The organism is Edaphobacter dinghuensis, assembly GCF_014640335.1.
Lineage (GTDB): Bacteria > Acidobacteriota > Terriglobia > Terriglobales > Acidobacteriaceae > Edaphobacter > Edaphobacter dinghuensis.
In genome coordinates this window covers 565,470-589,868 of the sequence record NZ_BMGT01000002.1, presented here as the reverse complement: position 1 = coordinate 589,868, position 24,399 = coordinate 565,470, and the positions used below count along the sequence as shown (strand labels likewise).

Here is a 24,399-nt window from a genome sequence, read left to right as displayed (position 1 = left end):
CTCTTGAAAGAGATTCTCTGCGCCTGTGAAGACCAGCTCATCTCTGAAGGAGCAACGTGCCATGTCTACGATGACCGCAGCAACCAGCAAAGTCGCACCGGGAAGCTATGGATTTCCGGTCTCCTTCCGCAAGCAGTATGGAAACTACATTGGCGGCGAGTGGGTCGCTCCTGCATCGGGCGCTTATTTTGAAAATGTCACACCGGTAACCGGCGAAGTTCTATGCGAGATCCCGCGCTCAACCGCTGACGATGTGAACCGCGCGCTCGATGCTGCTCATGCTGCGAAGGCTGCATGGGGACGCACCTCTCCGGCACAGCGCGGCCACATCCTCGAGCAGATCGCGCAGCGCATGGAAGATAACCTGGAGATGCTGGCCACGGTCGAGACCTGGGACAACGGCAAGCCCATCCGCGAGACGATGGCCGCGGATCTGCCGCTGAGCATCGACCACTTCCGCTACTTCGGCGGATGTATTCGCGCGCAGGAGGGTGGCATCTCGGAGATCGATGCCGACACCATCTCCTATCACTATCACGAGCCGTTGGGCGTGGTTGGAATGATCATTCCGTGGAATTTTCCCATCCTAATGGCAACGTGGAAGCTGGCACCAGCGCTGGCCGCGGGCAATTGCGTTGTGTTGAAGCCTGCGGAACAGACTCCGCTGTCGATACTGGTTTTGCTTGAGCTAATTGGCGATCTGCTACCTCCGGGTGTTCTGAATGTCGTGAACGGATTCGGACTCGAAGCAGGCAAGCCTCTGGCCTCGAGCACACGCGTCAACAAGGTGGCCTTCACGGGTGAGACCACCACTGGCCGCTTGATCATGCAGTACGCCTCGCAGAACATTATTCCGGTGACGCTCGAGCTTGGCGGCAAGAGCCCGAATATCTTCTTCGAAGACGTGATGCGCGAGGACGATGCCTTCTTCGATAAGGCATTGGAGGGCTTCACCATGTTCGCGCTGAATCAGGGCGAGGTCTGCACCTGCCCATCGCGTGCACTGGTGCAGGCATCCATCTATGACCGCTTCATGGAACGCGCACTGGCGCGGGTGAAGGCGATTAAGCGCGGCAATCCGCTCGATCGCGACACGATGATCGGAGCGCAGGCCTCGACCGAGCAGATGGAGAAGATTCTTTCGTATTTCGACATCGGCAAGCAGGAGGGCGCGAAGGCGCTGACCGGAGGCAAACGCGCCGACAACGGTGGCGAGCTAACCAATGGCTTCTACATCGAGCCGACCGTGTTTGAGGGCAACAACAAGATGCGCATCTTCCAGGAAGAGATCTTCGGGCCGGTGGTCTCGGTTACGAAGTTCAAGGACGATGAAGAGGCGCTGGCGATTGCCAACGACACACTCTATGGTCTGGGAGCCGGTATCTGGACACGCGATCTGAACCGTGCCTACCACTTTGGCCGGAACATTCAGGCAGGGCGTGTCTGGACGAACTGCTATCACCTGTATCCCGCGCACTCGGCGTTCGGTGGGTACAAGCAGTCGGGCATTGGCCGCGAGAATCATAAGATGATGCTCGATCACTATCAGCAGACCAAGAACCAGCTCGTCAGCTACAGTCCCAACGCCATGGGGTTCTTCTAGGAGCCTATGCCGCGTACTCCCGATCAGGTCATCGCCACGGATGCAGCTATCGAATTGATGGCGAGACTGCATGGAAAGCACGGTGACCTGATGTTCCACCAATCCGGTGGCTGTTGCGATGGCAGCTCGCCGATGTGCTATCCGCGTGGCGAGTTCCTTGTGGGCGACAGTGATGTGCTGATTGGCACACTGGGCGACACTCCCTTCTATATGAGCCGCAGCCAGTTTGAATACTGGAAGCACACGCAGCTGATTCTGGATGTCGTGCCGGGCAGAGGTGGCATGTTCTCGCTGGAGAATCCTGAAGGCGTGCGTTTCCTGATTCGCTCGCGCGTGTTTACCGACGACGAGATAGCAGCGCTGCATGGAGCAGGGAGAATTTAGTTCAACCCTGTGCCGATTGCAGCGTAAAGATAGTGATCTCCGGCGGGCAGTTGAGGCGGAAAGGGATGCCGACTGCGCCGATGCCACGGTTGACATAGAGCTGCATGTTGCCGAGACGGAAGAGTCCCTCGGCGTAAATCTTTCCCATAGGCGGAAGCACGAGCGGCCCGAGGAAGGGTAGGCGAATCTGGCCGCCGTGGGTGTGCCCGGAGAGCATGACATCGACGAGCTGCCCACGCGGATGCTTGCGAACTGTGTCGGCGTAGTCGGGCTCGTGCGCCATCAGGATGACAGGGCCGTCCGGCTGCGGTGGCACGGCGAGTTCGAGGCGCGGATTGGTCGTGCCGGGATCGTTCACTCCCGCAAGCCAGAAGCGGGAGCCATTGCGTTCGATGGGGACGTGCTCGTCGACGAGCACAGGAATGCCCTTCGAGGTCAGTGCATGGGTGACCAGGGAAGAGCTCACTGCGACGTCATGGTTGCCCAGGCAGGCAAAGCGCAGCGGACAAGTGAGGGTACTGAGAATCTCGGCGCAGTGGTACGCGGCAGATCGGCCGTTGAGAAAGGTGAGAGAGCCATGAGTCACGAAGTCGCCCGTGAGCACGACCATGTCCGCGGCAAGAGCGTTGACGTGGTGGACGACGCGCTCGAGAAAGAATGGCTCAGTGAACTCATCGAGATGGATATCGCTGATCTGTGCGATACGGAAGCCGTTAAAGGCGTTGGGAAGGTTCGAGATGGCGAGGGTGCGCGGAACGAGATCAAGCTCGTGACGAGAGATTTCGCCGGAGTAAAGGGCGAGACCAGCGGCGGTAGCTCCTGCGCCGACGAGGAAATGGCGGCGGGTGATGCGTGGGGAGAAATCGGGATTAACGCCGGACATAGGCCATGATACCGGGTTGTGTCGGAGTTGAGCCAGTTTTGCGTCACAAGTTCGGTAGAATCATAAGGATGAGTTTAAGCGTGCGTAAGAAGAGAGCTGTAGCTGCGGCGAAGGCTGCCGGAGTGGATTGCCTGCTGGTGACGCATCTGCCGGATGTGCGCTATCTGAGCGGATTTACCGGGTCGAACGCGGCGCTGGTTCTGGCTGGTGGCCGAGCCGTGCTGTTTACCGACGGACGCTACACGGCGCAGGCCAAGGCCGAGGCGGTGGGAACGCGGGTTGTGATCGCGAAGAAACCCGCCGTTGCAGCCGCGTGTGAGTGGATAGATGCTGCCGGAGTAAAGCGGTGTGGTTTTGATGCCACGCAAACAACGGTGGCTGCCCTGGAAGCGATGCGCAAGGCAGTTTCGGCTAAGCTGCGTCGTGGGATCTTTCAGCCGGTCAAGCCGCTGGTGGCCGGGCTGCGCGAGGTGAAAGACGTCGAAGAGATTGCCGTAATGCGTAAGGCTGCATCGCTGGGCTGCCGTCTCTTCGATGGCATGTTGAGCTTTATACAGCTTGGCCTGACTGAGGTTGCGGTGGCGGCAGAGCTGGAACATGCAGCTCGGCTGGCTGGCGCGGAGGCAATGTCGTTTGAAACAATCGTCGCCAGCGGAGAGCGAAGCGCGCTGCCGCACGGTCGTGCGACTCAAGTTAAATTGCCGCGCCGCGGCTTTGTCACACTCGATTTTGGCGTCATAGTAAATGGATATTGCAGCGACATGACGCGCACCGTGCACATGGGCAAGGCGCTGCCGGGTGAGCGGGAAGTGTATGATGCGGTTCTGGAAGCGCAGGAGGCCGGCGTTGCGAAGGTGGCTCCGGGCGTGACCTGTGCCGAGGTCGATGAAGCGGCAAGAAGCGTGCTGCGACGGGCGGGGCTGGACAAGTATTTCAGCCACTCGACCGGGCACGGCGTTGGGTTGGAGATTCATGAAGGACCGAGGCTTGCGGCAAAGCAGACGCAGGTTTTAGAAGAGGGAATGGTCGTCACGGTTGAGCCCGGAGTTTATATGCCGGGCAAGTTCGGTGTGCGGATCGAGGACATGGTTCTCGTCACCGCAGCGGGAGGCGAAGTTCTGACGCCAAGCGTAAAGGCATGGATTGAGTTGTAATTACAAAGAGTGTCGCAACAGGCACAGGAGACATGATGGACGGAAATAAGTTGCAAGAGCTTCGCGAGTTGGTCGAATTTCTCAAGGCGAACGAGATCGCCGAGTTCGACATGGAACAGGATGACCTGAAGGTCCGCATCAAGTTTGCGGGCGAGCCTGCACCAGCGGCTCCGGCTGGCGATGTGGACTACGCGCACCTGAGCCGGTTGATGGCCTCGGCTGCCCCCGCCGCAGCTCCGGCGGCTGCGGCTCCTGTTGCGTCTGCGCCCAGTGCGCCCGCGGCTGCACCGGAGGAAGCTCTGCACGAGGTGAAGTCGCCGATCGTGGGAACGTTTTACGAGTCGCCCTCACCCGGCACGCCGCCCTTTGTGAACGTAGGCGATCAGGTGGAAGTAGGTCAGGTGCTCTGCATCGTCGAAGCGATGAAGCTGATGAACGAGATCGAGTCCGACGTCGCCGGCGAAGTGGTGAAGCGTATCGCCGCGAGCGGACAGCCCGTGGAGTATGGCCAGCCGCTGTTTGCGATCAAACCACGATAGCGATTGCAGGTAGGTGGGCGCGGAGAACTTTGCATCGTGACGGCAGGAATAACAGGAAGCAGATTCAACGGGAAGAGAACAGGTAACGCATGTTTCGTAAGGTATTGATTGCAAATCGCGGAGAGATTGCGCTGCGCGTCATCAACGCGTGCAAGGAGATGGGAATCCGCACGGTAGCGGTGTACAGCGAGGCCGATCGCAACAGCCTGCATGTGCGCTTTGCGGATGAAGCCATCTGCATCGGGCCGCCACGCTCGTCCGAGAGCTATCTCAATGTTCCTGCGGTCATCTCGGCGGCGGAGATTGCCGATGTGGACGCAATTCATCCTGGCTACGGCCTGCTCAGCGAAAATGCAAACTTCGCCGAGGTGTGCCGTGCTTCAAACATCAAATTCATCGGGCCTCCCCCTGAAGTGACGCGGATGATGGGCGAGAAGTCCACCGCACGGCAGACGATGAAGAAGGCGAAGGTGCCAATCCTGCCGGGGTCTGATGGTGTGATCGCAAGCGAAGGTGAAGCGCTCGAATGGGCGCGCAGCGTGGGCTATCCGGTAATTTTGAAGGCGGTCGCCGGTGGCGGTGGCCGCGGCATGCGTATCTGCCGCAACAAGGAAGAACTGCCCGGACTGTATCAGCAGGCCTCGATTGAGGCCGCCAATGCCTTTGGCAACGGCGACCTCTACATGGAGAAGTTCATCGAGCAGCCACGCCATATCGAGTTCCAGGTGCTCGCCGACGAGCATGGCAATGTGATGAGCATGGGCGAGCGCGAGTGCTCGATCCAGCGTCGCCATCAAAAGCTGATCGAAGAGGCCCCAAGCCTGATGGTCACTCCCAAGCTGCGCGAAGAGCTCGGCAAGACCATCAGAAAATCGCTCGAAAACATCGGCTACTGGAACGCCGGAACCATTGAATTTTTGATGGATGAAGACGGCAAGATCTACTTCATCGAGATGAACACCCGCATCCAGGTAGAGCATTGTGTAACCGAGATGGTTACAGGAGTCGATCTGGTGAAGGCGCAGTTGCGCATCGCTGCAGGCGAGAAGCTGAACTCGATTGTGACCGAACCAGTCACCATTCGCGGCCACGCGATCGAATGCCGCATCAATGCGGAGCACCCGGAGAAGTTCACGCCCAGCGCGGGCAAGATTACCGCATTCAATCTTCCCGGCGGCAACGGCGTTCGAGTAGACACAGCGCAATATGCCGAGGGTGTGGTGCCGCCGTACTACGACTCGCTGATCGCGAAGCTCATCTGCCACGGCAAGGACCGCGAAGAGGCCATGAACAAGATGCAGCGCGCGCTCTCACAGTTCGTGGTGCAGGGAATCCATACGACGATTCCGATGCATCAGAAGATCTTTGCCGATGCGGAGTTCCGTTCCGGCAAGTTCGATACTAAGTTCATGGAGCGTTTCTTCGAACGGCAGAAGGACATCAAGGCGGAGTAGCCGTGGGCTTGCCGAAGTTATATCCGATTCTGGATGCGGGGTTGCTGGCGGCTCGTGGACATGAGGTGCGCTGGGCCGCCGAGCAGATGCAAGCAGGCGGGGCAGAACTGCTTCAGTATCGGGACAAAACAGGCTCGCCGCAGTCGATCCTGCAAAATGCAGCCATTGTTCGCGAAGTATTCGCCGGAACCAATTGCAGGCTCATCCTGAATGACCGTGCCGATCTGGCCGTGCTGGCCGATTGGGGCGGGGTGCACGTCGGACAAGGCGATCTGTCTCCTGACGATGCGGCGCGAGTAGTGGGCGCGTCGCGCTGGGTTGGGGTTTCCACGCACAATGATGAGCAGGTACGGCTCGCAGACACCAGCTGCGCCGATTACATCGCCGTGGGCCCGGTTTTTGCTACCGGGACAAAACTCGATGCGGAGCCCGTGATCGGCCTCGACGGGGTTCGCCGGGCGCGCGCTTTGACTAGCAAGCCGATAGTGGCCATCGGCGGAATTACGCGGGCAAATGCTCGAAGTGTAATCGAAGCCGGGGCCGATTCTGTGGCCCTGATCAGTGCCTTATTTGTTGAAGGTGAGTCAGTTGAGAAAGTGGCGCGGGACTTTCTCGAGATTTTGGGGTAGAACTGACGCAACGTGAATAGTTCGGTAAAAATCCAAAACGAAGCCGTCTCCTCTCCTCAGTTTGTGCAGGGGATGGGGCTGTTTTCGGCGACCGCAATCGTAATGGGCTCGATGATCGGTTCGGGCATCTTTATCGTCTCAGCCGATATGTCTCGTGCTCTCGGCTCGCCCGCGCTTCTAATCGCGGCATGGCTGGTGACAGCAGTAATGACCGTAATCGGCGCGCTGAGCTACGGCGAGCTGGCTGCGATGATGCCCAAGGCAGGCGGCCAGTATGTCTATCTGCGCGAAGCCCTCGGGCCGTTATGGGGATTTCTTTACGGCTGGACGTTGTTCCTCGTCATTCAAACCGGAACAATTGCAGCGGTAGGCGTAGCCTTCGGAAAGTTTCTCGGTGTCTTCTTTCCGTCGGTGAGCGCACAGCACTGGCTCTGGCACATCGGTCATGTTCCCGCCTGGCACGTGGGGCCCATGGTGCTGGGCAACATGGAGATCGGGCTGAACACCGTCAACCTTTCCGCCATCGTGGTCATCACGCTGCTGACCCTGCTCAACACGCTGGGCGTAAAGATGGGCGCGGCGGTACAGAACATCTTTACCTCGGCGAAGGTGCTGGCGCTGGCCGCAGTAGTTCTCGTCGGTATTTTCGCCAAGGACGCAATTGCGCTGGCAGCTAACTTCGGCGCAGGCTGGCACCACTTCTGGGCAGGCGCAGGCTGGCATACGAGTCATGCGGTCGTTGTCGGCGTGGGTGGCCCAACGGCTTATGTCGGACTGCTGACCATCGTTGCGGTTGTGCAAGTAGGCTCGCTCTTCAGCGCCGACGCCTGGAACAACGTGACCTTTACCGCAGGAGAGATCAGGAACCCGAAGCGCAACCTGCCGCTGTCCCTAGCGATTGGCACCGGCGTTGTGCTGCTGCTGTATGTGCTCTGCAACTTCGTTTACCTAAGCGTGCTGCCGATGATGGGCGATCCTGCCGCAAGCACACTGATGGGGCGGGGAATTCAATTTGCCTCTGAAGACCGGGTAGCGACAGCAGTCATGCAAAGCGCCTTCGCCGGGTACGGTGCAAAGCTGATGGCCGCAGCGATCCTTATCTCGACCTTCGGCTGCGTTAACGGAATGCTCCTCGCCGGCGCACGCGTCTACTATGCGATGAGTCGCGACGGCTTGTTCTTCAAATCCGTCGGCAAGCTAAGCGAACGCTCGAAGACGCCGGTGAATTCGCTCTGGGTGCAGTGGGCTTGGACCTGCCTGCTCTGCCTCTCCGGCAGTTACGGCCAGTTGTTGGACTACGTGATCTTCGCTGTGCTCATCTTCTATATTCTGACCATTGCAGGATTGTTCGTCCTGCGCCAGACGCGGCCCGATGCGGTGCGGCCCTATCGTGCCTTCGGATATCCTGTGTTGCCGGCGCTGTACATCGTGATGGCGGCATGGATCTGCATCGTGCTGTTGCGCTACAAGCCGCAATATACTTGGCCGGGACTGGTGATCGTGCTTTTGGGAGTACCGGTTTATTTGATTTGGAAGAGGCGGGGAACGGCTGTTGAGACAGCCCGGACGTAGATGTAAAGGAGAGTTGATAAAAGATGTCGATGTTGTTTGCAAAAAAATCGATGGAAGTGCTGCTGGAAGAGAGCCGGGCAGAAGGCGATCAGACGCTCGAACGCTGCCTTGGTCCATTTCAGTTGACCGCGCTGGGCGTGGGCGCGGTGATCGGCGCAGGCATCTTTGTCATGGCGGGCCTTGGAGCGCACTATGCCGGACCTGGCCTGATGCTCTCCTTTGTATTGAGCGGGCTGGGATGCGCGTTTGCGGGGCTCTGCTACGCGGAGTTCGCCGCACTGATCCCACTGGCCGGATCGGCCTACACCTATGCTTATGCGACGCTGGGCGAGCTGATCGCTTGGATCATCGGATGGGACCTGACGCTGGAGTATGCGATGGGCGCCAGCACAGTCAGTTCGGGCTGGTCGAATTACTTCGTCCAGGTACTGGACATCGTTCATTTGAAGTTTCCGTTGTGGCTCGCCTATGACCATTGGACGGCGTTGGGAAAAGCTGTCGAGACAGTCAGCCGCCAGGTAATGGCAGTAAATTATCCTTCGCTTCTACCGGGTTCACAGCTTTATCTCGAGCAGCTTGAAGTTTTGAAGATGCATCCCACTGCTGACATGATGGTGCGCGCGCATCAGGTACTGGGAGCGCCGATTCTATTTGGGCATGAGATTGGATTCAACCTGCCTGCATTCCTCATCGCGCTGATTGTGACGACAGTGTTGGCGATCGGTATCAAGGAGTCAGCGAAGTTCAACACCGGAATCGTAGCGGTCAAAGTCGCTATCGTTCTGTTCGTTATCTTTCTCGGCGCCAAGTATGTCCATCCCGGCAACTGGGGGCAGGATTGGCACACGTTTGCACCGTTTGGCTTTGGCGGAATCGGCGCGGCTGCTGCCTATGTCTTCTTCGCCTATATCGGCTTCGACGCAGTATCGACGACGGCGCAGGAAGCGAAGAACCCGCAGCGCGATTTGCCGATCGGAATCATCGCTTCGCTGGCCGTATGCACGCTGCTCTACATTGCGGTGTCCGGTGTGCTGACAGGCATGGTGCCATGGCAGGCGGTGAACATCGAGGCACCGATCGCGCGGGCCTTTGCCGACCGAAATCTCAATTGGGCGAGCGATATCATCACGCTGGGCGCATTGGCTGGGCTGACTTCGGTGATGCTGGTGATGCTGCTGGGGCAGACTCGTGTTCTTTATGCGATGGCAAGCGATGGTCTGTTGCCGAAGAAGTTCTTCGCCGAAGTACATCCACGCTTCCGCACGCCCTTCAAAAACACGTTCCTTGTGGGAACGCTGGCTGGTGTCGTGGGCGCGTTGACCCCAATCGATGACATTGGCAAGATGGTGAATATCGGAACGCTGCTGGCGTTCGTGATCGTCTGTATCGCGGTCATGGTCCTGCGTAGAACTGATCCCGACAGGCAGCGTCCTTTTCGTACTCCCTGGGTCCCGCTGGTTCCCATTCTCGGCATTGTGTTCAACGGATACATGATGATCAAGCTAGGCTGGCTGAATTGGGCGCGACTCATTATCTGGCTTGTAATCGGCTTGATCGTCTACTTCTCCTACAGTGTGAAGCACAGCCGGGTCAGGCTGAGGGAACAGGGTCTTCCTGAGCGGATCGAGACCTAATACTGTAACAACGCGGCAGACCCATACTGCTGAAAATAGGAAGGTTGAACTTTGTCGAGAAATTGACCTTGATTCAAGCAACCGCGCTACCCAAAAGGATATTCTTACTACCGCATAAAAGAGTTTGAGCGCGTTCTGTCAGATTGTTGTTCTCTGTGTATGTTTTTCTCGCCTGTCTCCTGGTCGTGGAGCAAAGACTGTGCCGGTTGGCGATGGAGGAAGCATGGCAGTTTCGGAAAGTTACGTAAGCAGGGTGGGGAAAGACATCCTATCGCTCAGTCTCGCAAGTTTGATCCGTGCGTCGCTCGGAGGGCTCAAGGAAGGACGCGAGAGCCTTCATGACACCTACAGGGCTGTCTCCCCTTTCTCTCCGCTAAAAGAAGGCGCAGGGCGTAAGATGCTCGCCCTCATCCCGGAGGTCTCGCTCGAATCGCTTGGAGCAATGCCGGAACAGGTCACTCTAGACATGCGGTACGTCGATGTTGATGGGGCCACACCATTTCGCGATCTGATTGCAATCTTGTCCCTGGCAAAGAATCAAAAGCCCAGCGCCGCTCTGGAGCTTGGAACCTATTTAGGATCGACGACGGCAAACCTGGCGCTCAATCTTCCGTCCGCGATCATACACACCATCGATCTGCCGGAAGATAATGCGGAGGCCGCCGCTTTGATCGAGGGGCAACCAGTCGATGACCTGCACCTGATATCCGGGAGAAAGCTGGGAAGGTCATTCCGCGGGACGGCAATCGAACAAAGGATTGTGCAGCACCAGGGAGATACCGCGACGTATGACTACAGCGTGATTCATGATCCGGTGACGGTGTTTTTGGTCGATGGATCTCATACGTACGACTATGCCCGCAGCGATACGTTGCACTGTTTCGTCCTCGCCCAGGAGGCCCAGGGCGAGTGTACCTTCTTGTGGCATGACTGCGACTGCTATCACCTCGGAGTTACGACTTGGCTGGTGGAGATGATCCAGGCTGGGCTGCCGGTTGTTCGGGTGGAGGACACGTCCCTTGCGTGCATGCGACTGGATGTCCGGGATCCGCAGGTGCAGCAGGCGATGCGTCCTTGGTTGGGGGAGTCTCTGCAGGCGTCTCATCCGGCGTGGCAGCAGGGGTCGTTGTCTCAGGCTTAACCGGAGGAGCGACCTTCTGGGCCCGCTGGCTCTGCGGTGGCCTCTGGATTGAGACGGGAATGGTAACGATATTGGCGGCCGTGGGATCGTCGCGCAACTTCAGATAAAAGCCGCTCTTGCTGGGCCGTGGCAGCGAGAGCGTGGTGCCGATAAAGCCTTCGGGAACGTCCGTAGGGTTGGTGAAGCCTGCATCGGTGGCGATAGAGTCAACGAGATAGAGGCTTGACCCGGTAACGGTGCATGGCTGTGCAGAATCCGACGGGCAGTGCACATCGTCGAGCGCAGGCAGGCGGACCAGCGTAATCAGCGGAATCCAATCACCGGCGGTGCCGTTGGGATCGACGGCGCGCAGACGCAATGGACCGAAGGCCGAGGTGCCGAATGCCTTCAGTGGATCGAGCATGCCCACCAGCGTGTGGTGATTCTGCATGATCAGCGTGCCGGCTGCGACGCTGAGCGTGGTGTGCAGCGAGTTGTCGGCGTTGGCGATCTCAATCTCGCCGGTACGTGGGAACGAGCCCTCCGACTTAAGCGAAAACGTAAGCTGCTGGGTGACAGGCAGGTCGTCCGTGTCTGCCAGATGGATGGAATTGTCAGCGGATTGCGCGATGCGCTTGTTGATGAGCGTAACCGAGGGACGTCCCGGAGCAACCTCGACCGGAAGCGTAAGCGTGCGACCGTCTTTCAACGTGACGTGCGCTGTGAGCTTCTCACCCTCTTTCAGCTTGGGAGTGCCGGTGTTGGCTGGGAGCGCCAGCCGAAGCGAGGTTGTGCCCGATGTCTGCGGCTCCGTGAAGCCATCTGTATTGCTCGACGGCAAAGGAGCCGGAGTGAAGATCAGCCCCTTCATATCGAGATGCGCGACTTGGTTTAGGTTGGTGCCGTTCAGCACCGCCGAAGTATCACCCGCGTAGAACTTCAGCGAAGAGAGCGTTGCCGGTTCGGAGAACGTCTCGGTGGAGACGATATCGGGCTTGGGCTCGCCATACTGATGGACAGTGAGATGCAGAGCGCCGGGGTCGACCGACTTGAGGGAGACCTTGACGTCAATCAGGTTCGGTTTGTCAGCTTCCTTCCAGTCAGTCTTGTCCTGCTTGCCCGCCGAGGTATCGAGCGTGATGGACTGGACGCACGCCGTTCCGCTCGAGGAGAGCGATAGATTGTTCTCCCGTCCTGCGATCAGGACATCATCGGCCGCCAGCTTCCAGCCTTTGCCGGGAACGGTTTGCAACTGCATGGTGGGGCCGGTGAAGGGATCGAATCCCCAATAGCCGGTGATGGTGCCCGTGACCTTGCCTGAGGCGTCCGGTTTGGCCGAGACCTTGGTCGGAGACACAGGAGCAGGTTGAGGCGCATCGGTGGTGGCGGTGGTCAGCAACTTGCGCTCGCCGGTGTCCGGAGCGAGGGTAAGACCGCCGCGGTACGCGTCCGGCACCAGGGGAATATCTTTCGTTGCTCCCCCGTCGTTGACGTGAAGGACAAGATTATGCGCGAAGGAGGTCGAGAAGACGAGCGGAGCACCTTCGACGGGGAGCGCGACCGATGGTTGCACCAGGCAGGTCACATGCTTTGGGTCTGCAGGACGCAACGGAGGAGGAACCGAGGCCTGAACTGCGGGCAGGCCGATGACGATCACTGACTTCGGATTATGAAACGAAGGGGGCGTATTCAGCCGAAGATTGAGGCTCTCTCCCTCGGGAAACGCAATCGCGGGAATGTACTGGTACTGGGCAGTGTGAAGGTTGCCCATAATATGCACGAGATCGACGACGGCGCCGACATAGGCGCTATAGGCGCCGCCACCGCCCAATCCGGTATAGCTGGCCTGGTTGATCAAGTTCGAGGCATCGCCGTTGGTCAGGCTGGAGACGACCGTCTCTCCATGGCCATCGTTAAGCAGCGTCTGGTTTCCGCTTTGAGTCAGGCAGGTGTACTGCTGGTCGACCGGGCGATTGAAGCAGTCCTCATTGGGCTTCAGGTTCAGGGTGCGGGCGATGAGGTTCGAGTGTTCGAGCAGCGCCTTGGGATCGGAGGGAGGGACCAGCCGCATATCAGCGAGGTACTTTTCGATACGCGCCTGCTCGAATCCGGCCTCTGCAAGGTCCTGCGAGGCGCGCACAAAGATGCCCGGACGGCCACGGACCGCGGAGCGAAGCGTGGTGAAGTCTCCGCCTGTCTCCGGCGCAAGGAAGAGCACCACCTGCTGCGCCTCGTCGGGAACGTAGACGCTCACGCCTTCCTCACGTACCTTCTGGTTCCAGGTCTGAATCTTGATAAACCAGTCGTCCGGCGGAGGGTTGGTGGTGCCGCGAAGAAAGCAGACCACCAGCAGGTAGTGAACGGACTGGGTAGTCGGCAGATCAGGATGAAGCCAGATCTTATCGCCCGCCTGGAGATTGGGCACCGATGCAATGGGCAATGTCTTCCCATCGCGGGTGACGTGAATCTCCAGCTTAGGGCCGGTCAGGTCAAAGCGCGCTGCCTGTGCGGACAGTATGGGGCAGGCAAGAAGCAGTGCTACAAAAGCTCCAAGAGTACTGAAGGGCCGAAACTTTGCCATCATTCCATTTTAGACTGCCGAAGTAGCTCTAATGGATGCAAACAGGAGGCGATATTGGCGGATTAGCTACTCTTGTTACTGATACGGGAGGAGATATGGTCGCTGGCAATAACTCCGTCACGAATCGTGACCACACGATGGGCGAACTCCGCGATGTCCGGCTCGTGGGTGACCAGCACAATGGTGTTGCCTCTTGCATGCAGATCGTCGAACAGCGCCATGATCTCGTCGCCCGTCTTGGAATCGAGGTTGCCCGTAGGCTCGTCGGCGAGGATGATCGACGGCTTGTTCACCAGCGCACGGGCGATGGCGACGCGCTGACGCTGACCGCCGGAGAGCTCGTTGGGCTTGTGCATCATGCGCTCGCTGAGACCGACCGACTCCAGTACGGATCTGGCCCGTTCGATACGTTCTGCCGCCGGAGTGCCGTTGTAGATCAGTGGCAGCTCGACGTTGTGCAGGGAAGTGGCGCGCGCCAGCAGGTTGAACGTCTGGAAGACGAAGCCGATCTCCTTGTTACGAATGCGTGCCAGCTCGTCGTCATTCAGCTCGGAGACGTCGTGGCCATTGAGCCAGTACTTGCCCTGCGATGGCGAATCGAGGCAGCCGATCAGGTTCATCAGCGTCGACTTTCCTGAGCCGGAAGGCCCCATGATGGCGACATACTCATTGTGCCGAATACGCAGGTTGACCCCGCGCAGGGCGTTCACCTGCTGATCGCCCATCTCGTAGGTCTTCCAGAGATTGTCCGTCACAATCACGTCGCCGGGGCGTGGGCCGGAGGCGTTACTCAGGGTTGTATCGACTGCTGTTTCGATGGCCATCCGGTTCTCCGGTTCCTGCATGTTTCAGGATAGTACGTTTGCGCCGACGCGGTAGTTCCTTTTCTGGAAAGAACGGCTCCGCGTCAGCTCGAGGCTACGACTGGTCGGTCGGGGTTACTGTCTCGGGAGTGTTGTCCCGTTTGACGACTGTACCGCTCTTCAGCGTCCTCAGAACCTTGTAGCGCCCGGTCACGATCTCGTCCCCGGCCTTCAGCCCGTCGAGTACCTCAATGTCGGTCGCTCCGGTGATGCCCGTCTTGACCGGCACAAAGACGACGCGAAGCTTCTTGCGCTCCGGTCGCAACACATACACGCCCTGAACCAGCTTGGTGTCGCCAGGCGCAGTTACCGTCGCGGCAGCAACCGTCTTTGCAGGCTTACCTGCATTGGCCGCCAGAGCTTTCTCCTCGGCGGGGTTACGCTCCACCAGCGCCTGAATCGGAATAGTCAGCGCGTTCGGCTTGTTGGCCGTGGTGATCTTTGCCGTGGCCGAAAGTCCGGGGCGGAGATCGTCGGAGGGATGGTCGAGCGTGACCACCACCTTGAAGTCCTTGGCCTCTTCCGTTCCGGTCGTGCTTTGGCTGGTGGCGATACCCGTAGTACGCAGCAGTGCCTGGTCGCCGACCTGCGTCACATGACCCTTGAAGACCCGTCCCGGCAGGGCATCGACGGTCACATCGACCGGTTGTCCCATCGCTACATTGACGATGTCTGTCTCATCGACCTTCACCTCGGCAGTGATGACCGACATATCGGCCAGCGTCATCAGCGTCGAGCCTTCGGCGTTCTGAATACCGACGACGACCGTCTCGCCTTCGCGCACCGGAACGTTGGTCACAAGGCCATCGAACGGGGCGCGGCTGATCGTCTTGTCCAGCGCGTCATAGTTGGAGCGCTGGCTGGCGATCGCCTGATTCACATGGGCGCGTTGCGATTGCGTCTGCGCCAAAGCCTGAGCATACGCCGCCTGCCGCTGCGCCAGCGTCGCCACGGCCATATCGTAGGCCGCCTTCTTGCTGTCATAGTCCTGCTTGGCGATCAGCTTGTCCTGATACAACGCCTTGGCGCGGCCATAATCCAGTTGCTTCTGTTCCAGATCGGCCTTGGCCTCTTCGATGTTCGCGCTGGCTGTCTTTTCGGCAGCAATATAGCTGCTGACGTCGGTGCGGCTCGACGCAATGGTCGCCTGCTGAGCGGCCACAGTCGCCTCGGGCTGCACGTTCTCGACCGTGGCGAGCACGGTGCCCTTCTTGACGTGGTCACCTTCCTTCACGTTCAGATGGGTGATGCGCCCAAAGGAGGTGGCGCCTACGTTGACATAGGTCTTCGGCTTGATCTGCCCGGTGCCATTGACGATCGAGACGAGGTCCTGGCGCACCGCTTTGCCCGTCGCAACCTTGGTTACATTGGCCTGCCCATGAAGAATAGTGCCTACGACGATGCCTGCCAGTACCAGGACGCCGACGACGATCAAAACAATCTTTTTCGCGCTCATTGCTGCTTTCTTTCGCAAACCAGGCAAACCCCGGCTACGCGCACTTGGAAAATGGCCTGTCAGAGAAACATACGAAAAGGAGGTATAAGCAGTTCCGTCGAACTTTCCCTGCGCAGCCACGCGGCTAAATCAGGCAGAGAGAAGAGTAGCAGTTATCCCAAAAGAACAGGAAGTGTTTTGTGTCGTGTGTTGATCACCGAAAATAATAGCAGGGTACAAGGCGGATTCTACCCCTTGTACCGGCGAAGTAACCGCTCTACAATACAGATTGGTTAACAGGAGCACTGCCCTATTTATGAATACGTCTCGACGCCTTGTTTCGGTCACAGCTTTTCTGTTCTTGACTATGGCGGGGGTAAGTGCTTTGCCGGCCCAGGATGCGAGTCCTCTCCCGGCGGTCGATGGAACCACAACCAATCCTGCTAATGTGGAAAAGCCTGACCCGCTGAAGCGGCAGTTGACCGACAAAGAGAAGCGCGCTCAGCAGAAGGCCCTTCGCGGTGAGTTGCACGGCGTCTATAAGAAGTGGCTCGACGAAGACGTTCGCTGGATCATCACCGATCAGGAGCGCAAAGCGTTCGAGAACCTGAGCAACGACGAAGAGCGCGACTCCTTCATCGAGAACTTCTGGCTCCGCCGCAACCCCAATCCTGATTCTCCCGAGAACGAATACAAAGAAGAGCACTACGCCCGCATCGCCTATGCGAACGAGCACTTCGCTGCCGGCATGCCCGGCTGGAAGACCGACCGCGGCCACATCTACATCGCCTACGGCAAGCCCGACAGCATCGACTCCCACCCCAGCGGCGGCAACTACGAGCGCCCCATGGATGAGGGCGGCGGCGAGACCTCGACCTTCCCCTTTGAGGTCTGGCACTACCGCTACCTCGCCGGAATCGGCGACAACATCGACATCGAATTCGTAGACACCTGCATGTGCGGTGACTACCACATGACCCTCGACCGCTCCGAGAAGGACGCGCTCAAGCACGTTCCCGGCGCCGGTCTGACCCTCTACGAAGAGCAGGGACAGGCCAAGAAGGCGGACCGCTTCTCCGGCGGCGGCCTCGAGCAGCTCGGCACCGGCCCCATGTCCTCGCAGAACCAGAGCAAGGAGTTTGACCGTCTCGATCAGTACGCCAAGCTGATGGCTCCCCCCGTCATCAAGTTCAAGGACCTCGAATCGTTCATGGCGACCTCCAAGATCCTGACCGGTCCGCCCTTCCTCTTCAGCGTCCGCACCGACTACGTCAAGATCACCAACGACACCGTCCTCGTTCCCCTGACCCTGCAAATCCGTAACGGCGACATCACCTTCAGCAACAAGGACGGCGTAGCCACCGGCACCGTCAACATCCTCGGCCGCGTCTCCAACCTCAACGACCGCCCCATCCAGACCTTCGAGGATACGGTCAACGTTCAGGTCCCCAGCGAACTGCTCGCCCGCACCCAGAACAACGTCTCGGTCTATTGGAAGGCGCTCCCGCTGCGTCCCGGCTTGTATAAGGTCGATATCGCGATCAAGGACGTCAACAGCCCCGACCACATCGGTCGCTGGAAGCGCAGCATCAATGTTCCCAAGTACGACGACGACCACCTCGCTTCCTCTTCGCTGATCCTGGCCGACCAGATGGAGCACGTCCCCTCGCGCGATATCGGCGCAGGCAACTTCGTCATCGGCGATACGCGCATCCGCCCCCGCGTCCCCAGCGAGATGAGCGTTCCGGTCACCTTCCACCGCGCCCAGAATTTGAACTTCTGGATGCAGGTCTATAACCTTGGTATCGACGAGAAGAGCAAGCACAACGACGCTACCATCGAGTACCAGATTGTGAACACGGCTACGAACCAGACCGTGTTGCAGACGCAGGAACTCACCTCGAAGACGAATCCGAATGCGGATCAGGTGACACTGGAAAAGAGCATGCCGCTCGCCAGCCTTGCGCCCGGCAAATATAAGGTGACCATCAAAGTCGACGATGGCATCACCAAGCAGCAGATCGCAGAGTCTGCACCGTTTGTAGTCGATTAGCGCAGTCTGCACCATCAGGCTCCATGCCTACGCGGATGCAACAGGCGATAGGCAATAGCCGGGCAGGCTGTAAAACAGCACCCTCCCTTTTCACCGGGTGCAATCACCATATGGAGTAGCCGTCGACGCGCAGGATGCAAAACGCTGTGCAACGATCCCAGGTGAAGATCGCGCTTCTGGCTCTGATGCTGTCCACAGCATCGGTGTGCCTTGCTGTTGGCCCTGGGGCCACAGTCACAGGAGTCGTTCGCGATGCCGATGGCGTTGCCCAGATGGGCGCTCTGGTTCAGGTGCTGGCAACAGACTCCGCCCTTGTCGAAACCGCCTTTACCGATCTTAACGGCCGCTACATCATCACCCGGCTCATCCCCGGCAAATATCAGGTTCGCGCCTCGGCTGCGCTCTTTATGCCCACCACGCGAGGCGACCTCCGCCTTCGTCCCGGCGCTCAGGCTGTCGTTAACCTAACCCTCAATACCATCTTCGACGCCACCACATGGCTCCCCGCCGAGCGCCGCAAGGCCGACGAGCCGGGAGACGACTGGAAGTGGACGCTACGTTCCGCCGTCAACCGTCCTATCCTCCGAATGGCCTCCGATGACGGCAATGTGATGACCGTCTCCTCCAGCGTGACCGAAGAGTCCAGCAAGCCATCCTCTCGCGTTCGTGCCGCTGTCAGCAGTGGCGACGGCGGCTTCGCCAATGGAGGCATCCACAACGTCATCACGGTCGATCGTGTCCTCGACGACGGCTCCGGCATGGTTCTTCGCGGCGATATCGGCACCGGTCTCGGGCCGTCGATGGGACTGCCTTCTATGAACCTCGCCTCGGGCTTCGAGCGAAAGCACGGCTTTGCCGGTTCCACCCGCCTTGTGGCAAGCTATCAGTCCCATCCCGAGATGGTCGGCTCGCAGAACACACCCGGACTTCAGACTCTCCAGCTCGCCAGCGCCGAGAAGATGCAGATCGGTGACTTCGCCGATATCGAAGCGGGCGGAGTCCTCTATGCCATCCACACCGCAGGCTATCTCATCGCCTCGCGGCCCTTCCTCAAGGTGACCACTCATCCGTCAGAGTCGTGGACCATCGGCTATCGCATGGCAACCTCGCGAGACCTGCAATCCTACGCCGGGCTCAACACCGTGCAGCAGGAGATGCCGGTCGCGGTCACCTCACAGGGACGCATGCGCACCGAGAGCGGCCTGCACCATGAGTTCGCTATCGGCCGCAAACTCGGCCCCGGCCTGGTCCAGATCTCCTACTATCTCGACTCGCTCAATCAGGTCATGGTCGAAGGCGGCGGCTCCCTCAGCCCCTCCGACATCGCCGAGGTCGACGAATCGCCCATCGGCGGCGTCCTCGCCGACCAGACCACCGGCAGCTTCCGCCTCCTCAATGCTGGTTATAAGACCCAGGGCATGAACCTCATGCTCTCTGAGCCGCTTACCACGAACATGTGGGTGGCTCTCGAATACAGCACCGGCGCGGCGCTCACGGCCAAGGACGAAGATGTTCTCACCATGGAGGACATGCCTACCGCGCTCAAGCCGATGACGTCGCAGACGGCAACGCTCGCCATCAAGGGAAGAGTGCTTCGCAGCGGAACCAGCGTCCGTGCCGCCTATCGCTGGCAACCCGCCCGCATGGTGACAGCGGTCAACCCCTACGCCGCCTTCAGCGATCAGGCCTATCTCAGCTGCTATCTCCGGCAGGCGATCAAGTTAGGCGACATGCTGCCTCCCGGCCTCGAAGCCACGGTCGACGTTACCAACCTGCTCGCCCAGGGCTACCGTCCTTTCCTCTCCGCCGACGGCAAAACTCTCTTCCTCGCCCAATCCCCAAGGGCACTCCAAGCCGGCCTAGCCTTCACCTTCTAGCCTCTAGCCGCCTGATACTGTAAGTTCCTTTTGTTTGTCATTCCCGAAGGAAATCTGCGTCTTGCTCGAATCCCCAAACTACATCTGGAGGAAAGAACCTCTTAACCCCCAATCCACGTCATCTCGACCGAAGCGCAGCGAAGTGGAGAGACCCCTGTATTTGTCTTTGCACTTGCTTCTAGGTACGCCAAGTGCGTTCCACTTCTAATCTCCTTAACAACTAGCGAAAGATACTGTCAAGCCCAAAGCTCACATAACTCATACAAAATAAAAGACATAAACATTGCAGATCAGTTTCCATCCAATTGCTAAACTAAAAGCAGTGGATCAAAAGGGGATGAGGGCGCGGCACGCAATTGCTGAAATCTAAATCCTTTATAAGCAATACTTTACCTGTAAAGTATCTGAAATGAAGACTTTATAAAATAAACCTTTTGTAATGAAGACTTTGCGAGTCTAGTACAGGGGGGAGGGTACCTCAGCGCCACGCGCCACCACGCGGCTCACGCTTCAGATATTTGCCTCTCCCAGCCTTGCCCAGAAACTTGCCGCCCTCAACGATCAACTCGCCTGCCGAGAACACCTGCCGGGCATTACCCTTCACCCGATACCCTTCAAACATCGAGTAGTCGCAGCGCATGTTGTGGGTCGCGGCGCTGATCGTAAGCTCGGCCTTCGGGTCCCAGATCACGATGTCCGCATCGCTGCCCGGCGCAATCGTCCCCTTCTTCGGATACATCCCGAAGATTCGCGCCGGAGCGGTAGCCGTAATCTCGACAAACCGGTTCAGCGACAGCTTGCCCGAGTTGACGCCATGGTGATGGATCAACTGCATCCGGTTTTCGATGCCCGGGCCACCGTTCGGAATCTTCGTAAAGTCGTCGATCCCCAGCACCTTCTGGTCGGCAAAACAGAAAGGGCAGTGGTCGGTCGAAACCACCTGCAGATGGTCATGCTTCAGGCCGTCCCAAAGTTTGGCCTGATTTTTCTTCTCCCTTAGCGGAGGTGTGAAGACATACTTGGCATCCTCGAACGAGCCGGTATTCATATTGTCTTCAATCGACAGCAGTAGATACTGCGGACAGGTCTCGGCAAACGCAGGAACGCCGCGGTCGCGCGCCTCGCGAACCTGATTCAAAGCATCCTCGGAAGAGAGATGCACAATGTAAACCGGCGCACCCGCAATCTCCGCCATGGCAATCGCCCGCTGTACTGCTTCTGCCTCCGCAAGCGTAGGCCGCGTAAGCGCATGATAGATCGGCGCAGTTTTTCCCTCGGCCAGCGCCTGCTGCACGATGACATCAATCACGCTGCCGTTCTCGGCATGCATGCAGACCAGCGCACCGTTCTTCGCCGTCTGCCGCAGCGCCTTGAAGATGGTCGCGTCATCAGCCATCAGCACATTCGGATAAGCCATGAAGAGCTTGAAACTGGCCACGCCCTCGCGCACCATGCTGTCCATGTCGTCGAGACCAGCCTTGCCAGCATCGCTGCCCAGATCGGTGACGATCATATGCAGACCGTAGTCGATGCAAGCCTTACCCTCGGCCTTCTTCCACCAAAGGTCGAGTGCATCGCGCATCTTCGTCCCTTTGGCTTGAATAGCAAAGTCGACAATCGTAGTCGTTCCGCCAATCGCCGCAGCACGAGTTCCGGTCTCGAAGTCATCGCTCGACATCGTGCCGCCGAACGGCATATCGAGATGAGTATGTGCATCGATTCCGCCCGGAAGCACCAGCATTCCCGCCGCATCGACAACGGAATGGCCGCTGGCTGAGATCCCTGCGCGCACTTCTTTGATGACTTCGCCTTCCACCAGCACGTCGGCGGCAAAGGTTTTTTCAGCGGTAACAACCGTTCCATTCTGAATCAGCAAGCCCATCAGCAACTCTCTCCTGTCAGGCAAGCAGCAGAGCGTTCTTCCCACGTCTCCGCAGGAAGATGTGTCTTCACTTCAACCATCGTGATGCATGCATCGACAGGACAAACCAGCGAACACAGATTGCAGCCAACGCACTCTGTCTCGTCCACGCGAGGAACGCGAGCAAGCGGAGTTGTATAACCTTGACGCGCCTTCTCGCCATCCAGCTTCGGAATCGGAGTGACTGTAATGCTGCTTCGACTGGCCGCTTCCACTTCAACAGGTTTCGCATGTAGCTCGATTGGCCCATCGATTTGCCCGCTCACGCGATCGACGTGAATACACTGATGCGCTCCGTCCCAACACGCTGTGTAGCAAAGGCCGCAGCCAATGCACTTCGCCTCATCGATGTGTGCGACGACCTTGTAGTTCAGGTTTAGGTCCTTCCATTCCGTCACCTTCGGCAGGCTGAGTCCGCGAAAGTCTTCGATAGACTGAAAGCCCTTCTCGCACATCCAGTTCTCAAGGCCGTCAATCATGTCCTCGACGATGCGATAACCCTGCTGCATCACCGCTGTACAAACCTGCACGCTGCCTGAACCGAGCAGAATAAACTCCGCGGCATCTCTCCACGTAGCGATGCCGCCAATTCCAGAGATCGGCAACATCGCCTCCGGATCGCTCATCACCTGCTGCACCATATTCAGCGCGATAGGTTTCACCGCAGGCCCGCTGTAACCGCCATGCGAAGATCTGCCATCGACATTCGGCTGCGGCATCAACGTATCGAGATCGATGCTGGTGATGGAGTTGATGGTATTGATAGCGGCAAGCGCATCCGCTCCGCCGCGCTTCGCTGCTCGCGCCACCTCGCGAATGTCGGTGATATTCGGTGTCAGCTTTACGATGACCGGAGTTCGAGCCTTCTCCTTCACCCAGGCCGTAATCATCTCCGCATATTCCGGCACCTGACCGACCGCCGATCCCATGCCACGCTCGCTCATGCCATGAGGACAACCGAAGTTCAACTCCAGCCCATCGGCGCCAGCATCCTCTGCCTGCTGCACAACGTTGTGCCAAGCCTCGCGCGTAGATTCGATCATTAGCGATGCGATGAGCGCCTGCTTCGGATAACGCTTCTTCACCTCAGCAAGCTCGCGCAGATTCACTTCAAGCGGACGGTCGCTGATCAGCTCAATGTTGCTGAAGCCCATCATTCGGCGCCCATTCCAGTTGATCGACGAATAGCGCGAAGAAGTATTCGTCACCTGCGCACCCATCGTCTTCCACACGGCGCCGCCCCATCCAGCATCGAACGCCCGCATAATCTGTTCGCCGGTATTGGTCGGCGGTGCGGAAGCCAGCCAGAACGGATTCGGTGACTCGATGCCGGCAAAGTTTACAGAGAGATTTGGTTTCACGCTGTACTTAGACATATGCCACCTCCAGAAGACGAGCGATAGCGATACCTGCGCGCTTGCCGTCTGCCACCGCGTCTACCACTTCGCGTCCGCCATTGACACAATCGCCACCAGCAAAATACTTCGGATTCGATGTCTGACCCGTTGCGCGATCGACTACGACTCGCCCTTGTTCCAGCTGCACATCGCGGCATTGAGTCAGAAGCTCAAGCAGAGGTGACTGGCCAATCGCAGGAATCACCAGGTTGCATTCCAGATGGAAGGTTGAATCGTCGATGGGTTTAAGTGATCCATCGGAATCAATCTCCGTGCACAGACATTCGACGGATGTAATGCCGATAGCAGAGGAGTGAATCGCCATCAGTTGCGTCAACCAGAGAAAGCGAACACCTTCCTGCAAGGCTTGTCGATATTCAAAGTCAAATGCTGAGATATGTTCTCTGGTGCGTCGATATAGAATCGAAACACTTCGTGCTCCAAGCCGCTTTGCCGCATTGGCTGCATCGATAGCAGTATTGCCCGCTCCCACGACAATTACATCGCCCGCGATCTGAGTGGTCTTTCCCGTCTTGTAGTCTTCGATAAATTGCAGAGCGTCGATGACTCCAGAATGAGATTCGCCCGGAATCGCCAACCGATGCATTGCTCCAAGACCTGCGCCGATGAAGATGACGTCGAACTCAGCTTCGAGTTCAGCGAGTGAGTTTTCGCCACAAATCTCGACACCCAATCGGAACTGGACGCCTAAGTCTTTGATCAGCTCAATCTCGCGAAGGCTATCTGTAAGTGGCAGCTTGTATTCCGCGATTCCATAGGTATTCAGACCGCCGGGCAGAGATCGCTTGTCGAAGATGGTTACCTGAAAACCTTGCTGCCGCAGCTCTGCTGCTGCGGCCAAGGACGCAGGGCCAGCGCCAATGCAGGCAATCTTCTCAGGCCGCTTCTCATCCGACTTTCGCGGCAGCCTGCCTCCCTGCGCATGGAAATGATCCATGGCAAATCGCTGGAGCCGTCCAATCTCAATCGGCTGTTCGTTGAAGCCATGCATAACGCAGGCTCCTTCGCAGAGAACTTCAACTGGGCACACACGAGCGCAACTCGCTCCAAGAACATTTGCATCGAGAATGCCAAGCGCTGCGCTGTGGAGATTGCCGCTGGCGATCTTCTTAATAAACTTTGGCACATCGATATGGGTTGGGCAGGCGCTGGTACAGGGAGCGTCAAAACAATTCAGGCAGCGGTTCGACTCAACCACTGCAGCTTGCGCCGCGAATGGCGGATGCAGGTCCCCGAACCTCTCTGCGATCTCTGGCTTCTGTTGGAGTAACTCCTGCAT

General features: G+C 58.4%; 17 protein-coding genes and 1 pseudogene. 11 read left to right on the top strand and 7 right to left on the bottom strand.

The features are described from left to right. Positions 1-61 precede the first annotated feature (61 nt). Positions 62-1,603 (top strand): aldehyde dehydrogenase, encoded by a 1,542-nt coding sequence (gene adh / locus IEW09_RS08100; protein ID WP_188553663.1) that lies wholly within the window; start codon positions 62-64, stop codon positions 1,601-1,603. Positions 1,604-1,609: 6 nt separating this feature from the next. After that, entirely contained in the window at positions 1,610-1,987 is a 378-nt protein-coding gene (locus tag IEW09_RS08095; RefSeq protein ID WP_188553662.1) for a DUF779 domain-containing protein, read from the top strand. A 1-nt stretch (position 1,988) separates the two neighbouring features. Here the strand turns inward: IEW09_RS08095 and IEW09_RS08090 are convergent, their stop codons facing one another. Next, a complete protein-coding gene (locus IEW09_RS08090) occupies positions 1,989-2,870 on the bottom strand; it encodes a metallophosphoesterase (RefSeq protein WP_188553661.1) in 882 nt (293 codons plus the stop codon). Positions 2,871-2,950: 80 nt separating this feature from the next. Between IEW09_RS08090 and IEW09_RS08085 the strand changes: the two genes are divergently transcribed. From IEW09_RS08085 to IEW09_RS18865, 7 genes and pseudogenes are all read left to right on the top strand, one after another. Further along, on the top strand, positions 2,951-4,024 hold the full coding sequence (locus IEW09_RS08085) for a M24 family metallopeptidase (protein WP_308420540.1): 1,074 nt from the start codon (positions 2,951-2,953) through the stop codon (positions 4,022-4,024). Between the two features lie 35 nt (positions 4,025-4,059). After that, positions 4,060-4,563, top strand: coding sequence for an acetyl-CoA carboxylase biotin carboxyl carrier protein (accB, locus tag IEW09_RS08080; RefSeq protein ID WP_188554369.1), 504 nt, complete (start codon positions 4,060-4,062; stop codon positions 4,561-4,563). 89 nt (positions 4,564-4,652) lie between these two features. Continuing rightward, entirely contained in the window at positions 4,653-6,017 is a 1,365-nt protein-coding gene (gene accC / locus IEW09_RS08075; protein ID WP_188553659.1) for an acetyl-CoA carboxylase biotin carboxylase subunit, read from the top strand. Between the two features lie 2 nt (positions 6,018-6,019). Beyond that, complete coding sequence (gene thiE / locus IEW09_RS08070) at positions 6,020-6,646, top strand: thiamine phosphate synthase (protein WP_229739184.1); 627 nt, start codon at positions 6,020-6,022, stop codon at positions 6,644-6,646. Positions 6,647-6,718: 72 nt separating this feature from the next. Beyond that, positions 6,719-8,218 carry an APC family permease gene (locus IEW09_RS08065; protein WP_188554368.1) on the top strand — a complete coding sequence of 500 codons (1,500 nt, stop codon included), beginning with the start codon at positions 6,719-6,721 and terminating at the stop codon, positions 8,216-8,218. Positions 8,219-8,241: 23 nt separating this feature from the next. Further along, positions 8,242-9,852: an amino acid permease gene (locus tag IEW09_RS08060; protein WP_188553657.1), complete on the top strand. Its 1,611-nt coding sequence runs from the start codon at positions 8,242-8,244 to the stop codon at positions 9,850-9,852. 223 nt (positions 9,853-10,075) lie between these two features. Beyond that, positions 10,076-10,774 (top strand): annotated as a pseudogene (locus IEW09_RS18865) (class I SAM-dependent methyltransferase); the annotation flags it as partial. A gap of 31 nt (positions 10,775-10,805) precedes the next feature. Here the strand turns inward: IEW09_RS18865 and IEW09_RS08055 are convergent. The 3 genes from IEW09_RS08055 to IEW09_RS08045 all read right to left on the bottom strand — a co-directional run bounded on the left by IEW09_RS08055 (position 10,806) and on the right by IEW09_RS08045 (position 15,872). Further along, complete coding sequence (locus IEW09_RS08055; RefSeq protein WP_188553656.1) at positions 10,806-13,553, bottom strand: hypothetical protein; 2,748 nt, start codon at positions 13,551-13,553, stop codon at positions 10,806-10,808. A 62-nt stretch (positions 13,554-13,615) separates the two neighbouring features. Beyond that, positions 13,616-14,377 carry an ABC transporter ATP-binding protein gene (locus IEW09_RS08050; RefSeq protein WP_308420539.1) on the bottom strand — a complete coding sequence of 254 codons (762 nt, stop codon included), beginning with the start codon at positions 14,375-14,377 and terminating at the stop codon, positions 13,616-13,618. A 94-nt stretch (positions 14,378-14,471) separates the two neighbouring features. Then, positions 14,472-15,872 carry an efflux RND transporter periplasmic adaptor subunit gene (locus tag IEW09_RS08045; protein WP_188553655.1) on the bottom strand — a complete coding sequence of 467 codons (1,401 nt, stop codon included), beginning with the start codon at positions 15,870-15,872 and terminating at the stop codon, positions 14,472-14,474. Between the two features lie 295 nt (positions 15,873-16,167). Between IEW09_RS08045 and IEW09_RS08040 the strand changes: the two genes are divergently transcribed. Together IEW09_RS08040 and IEW09_RS08035 are read left to right on the top strand one after the other, a co-directional pair. After that, positions 16,168-17,904, top strand: coding sequence for a GWxTD domain-containing protein (locus IEW09_RS08040; RefSeq protein ID WP_188553654.1), 1,737 nt, complete (start codon positions 16,168-16,170; stop codon positions 17,902-17,904). A gap of 146 nt (positions 17,905-18,050) precedes the next feature. Further along, positions 18,051-19,781 (top strand): carboxypeptidase-like regulatory domain-containing protein, encoded by a 1,731-nt coding sequence (locus IEW09_RS08035; RefSeq protein WP_188553653.1) that lies wholly within the window; start codon positions 18,051-18,053, stop codon positions 19,779-19,781. Positions 19,782-20,259: 478 nt separating this feature from the next. On the opposite strand, the gene hydA is transcribed toward IEW09_RS08035, so the two are convergent. The 3 genes from hydA to IEW09_RS08020 are packed head-to-tail and all read right to left on the bottom strand — an operon-like array spanning position 20,260 to position 24,399. Further along, entirely contained in the window at positions 20,260-21,663 is a 1,404-nt protein-coding gene (hydA, locus tag IEW09_RS08030; RefSeq protein ID WP_188553652.1) for a dihydropyrimidinase, read from the bottom strand. Then, on the bottom strand, positions 21,663-23,078 hold the full coding sequence (gene preA / locus IEW09_RS08025) for an NAD-dependent dihydropyrimidine dehydrogenase subunit PreA (protein ID WP_188553651.1): 1,416 nt from the start codon (positions 23,076-23,078) through the stop codon (positions 21,663-21,665). The genes hydA and preA overlap by 1 nt, the downstream gene beginning before the upstream one ends. After that, the gene (locus IEW09_RS08020; RefSeq protein ID WP_229739183.1) at positions 23,071-24,399 is read right to left on the bottom strand and encodes an FAD-dependent oxidoreductase; all 1,329 of its coding nucleotides are present in this window, start codon (positions 24,397-24,399) and stop codon (positions 23,071-23,073) included. The genes preA and IEW09_RS08020 overlap by 8 nt, the downstream gene beginning before the upstream one ends.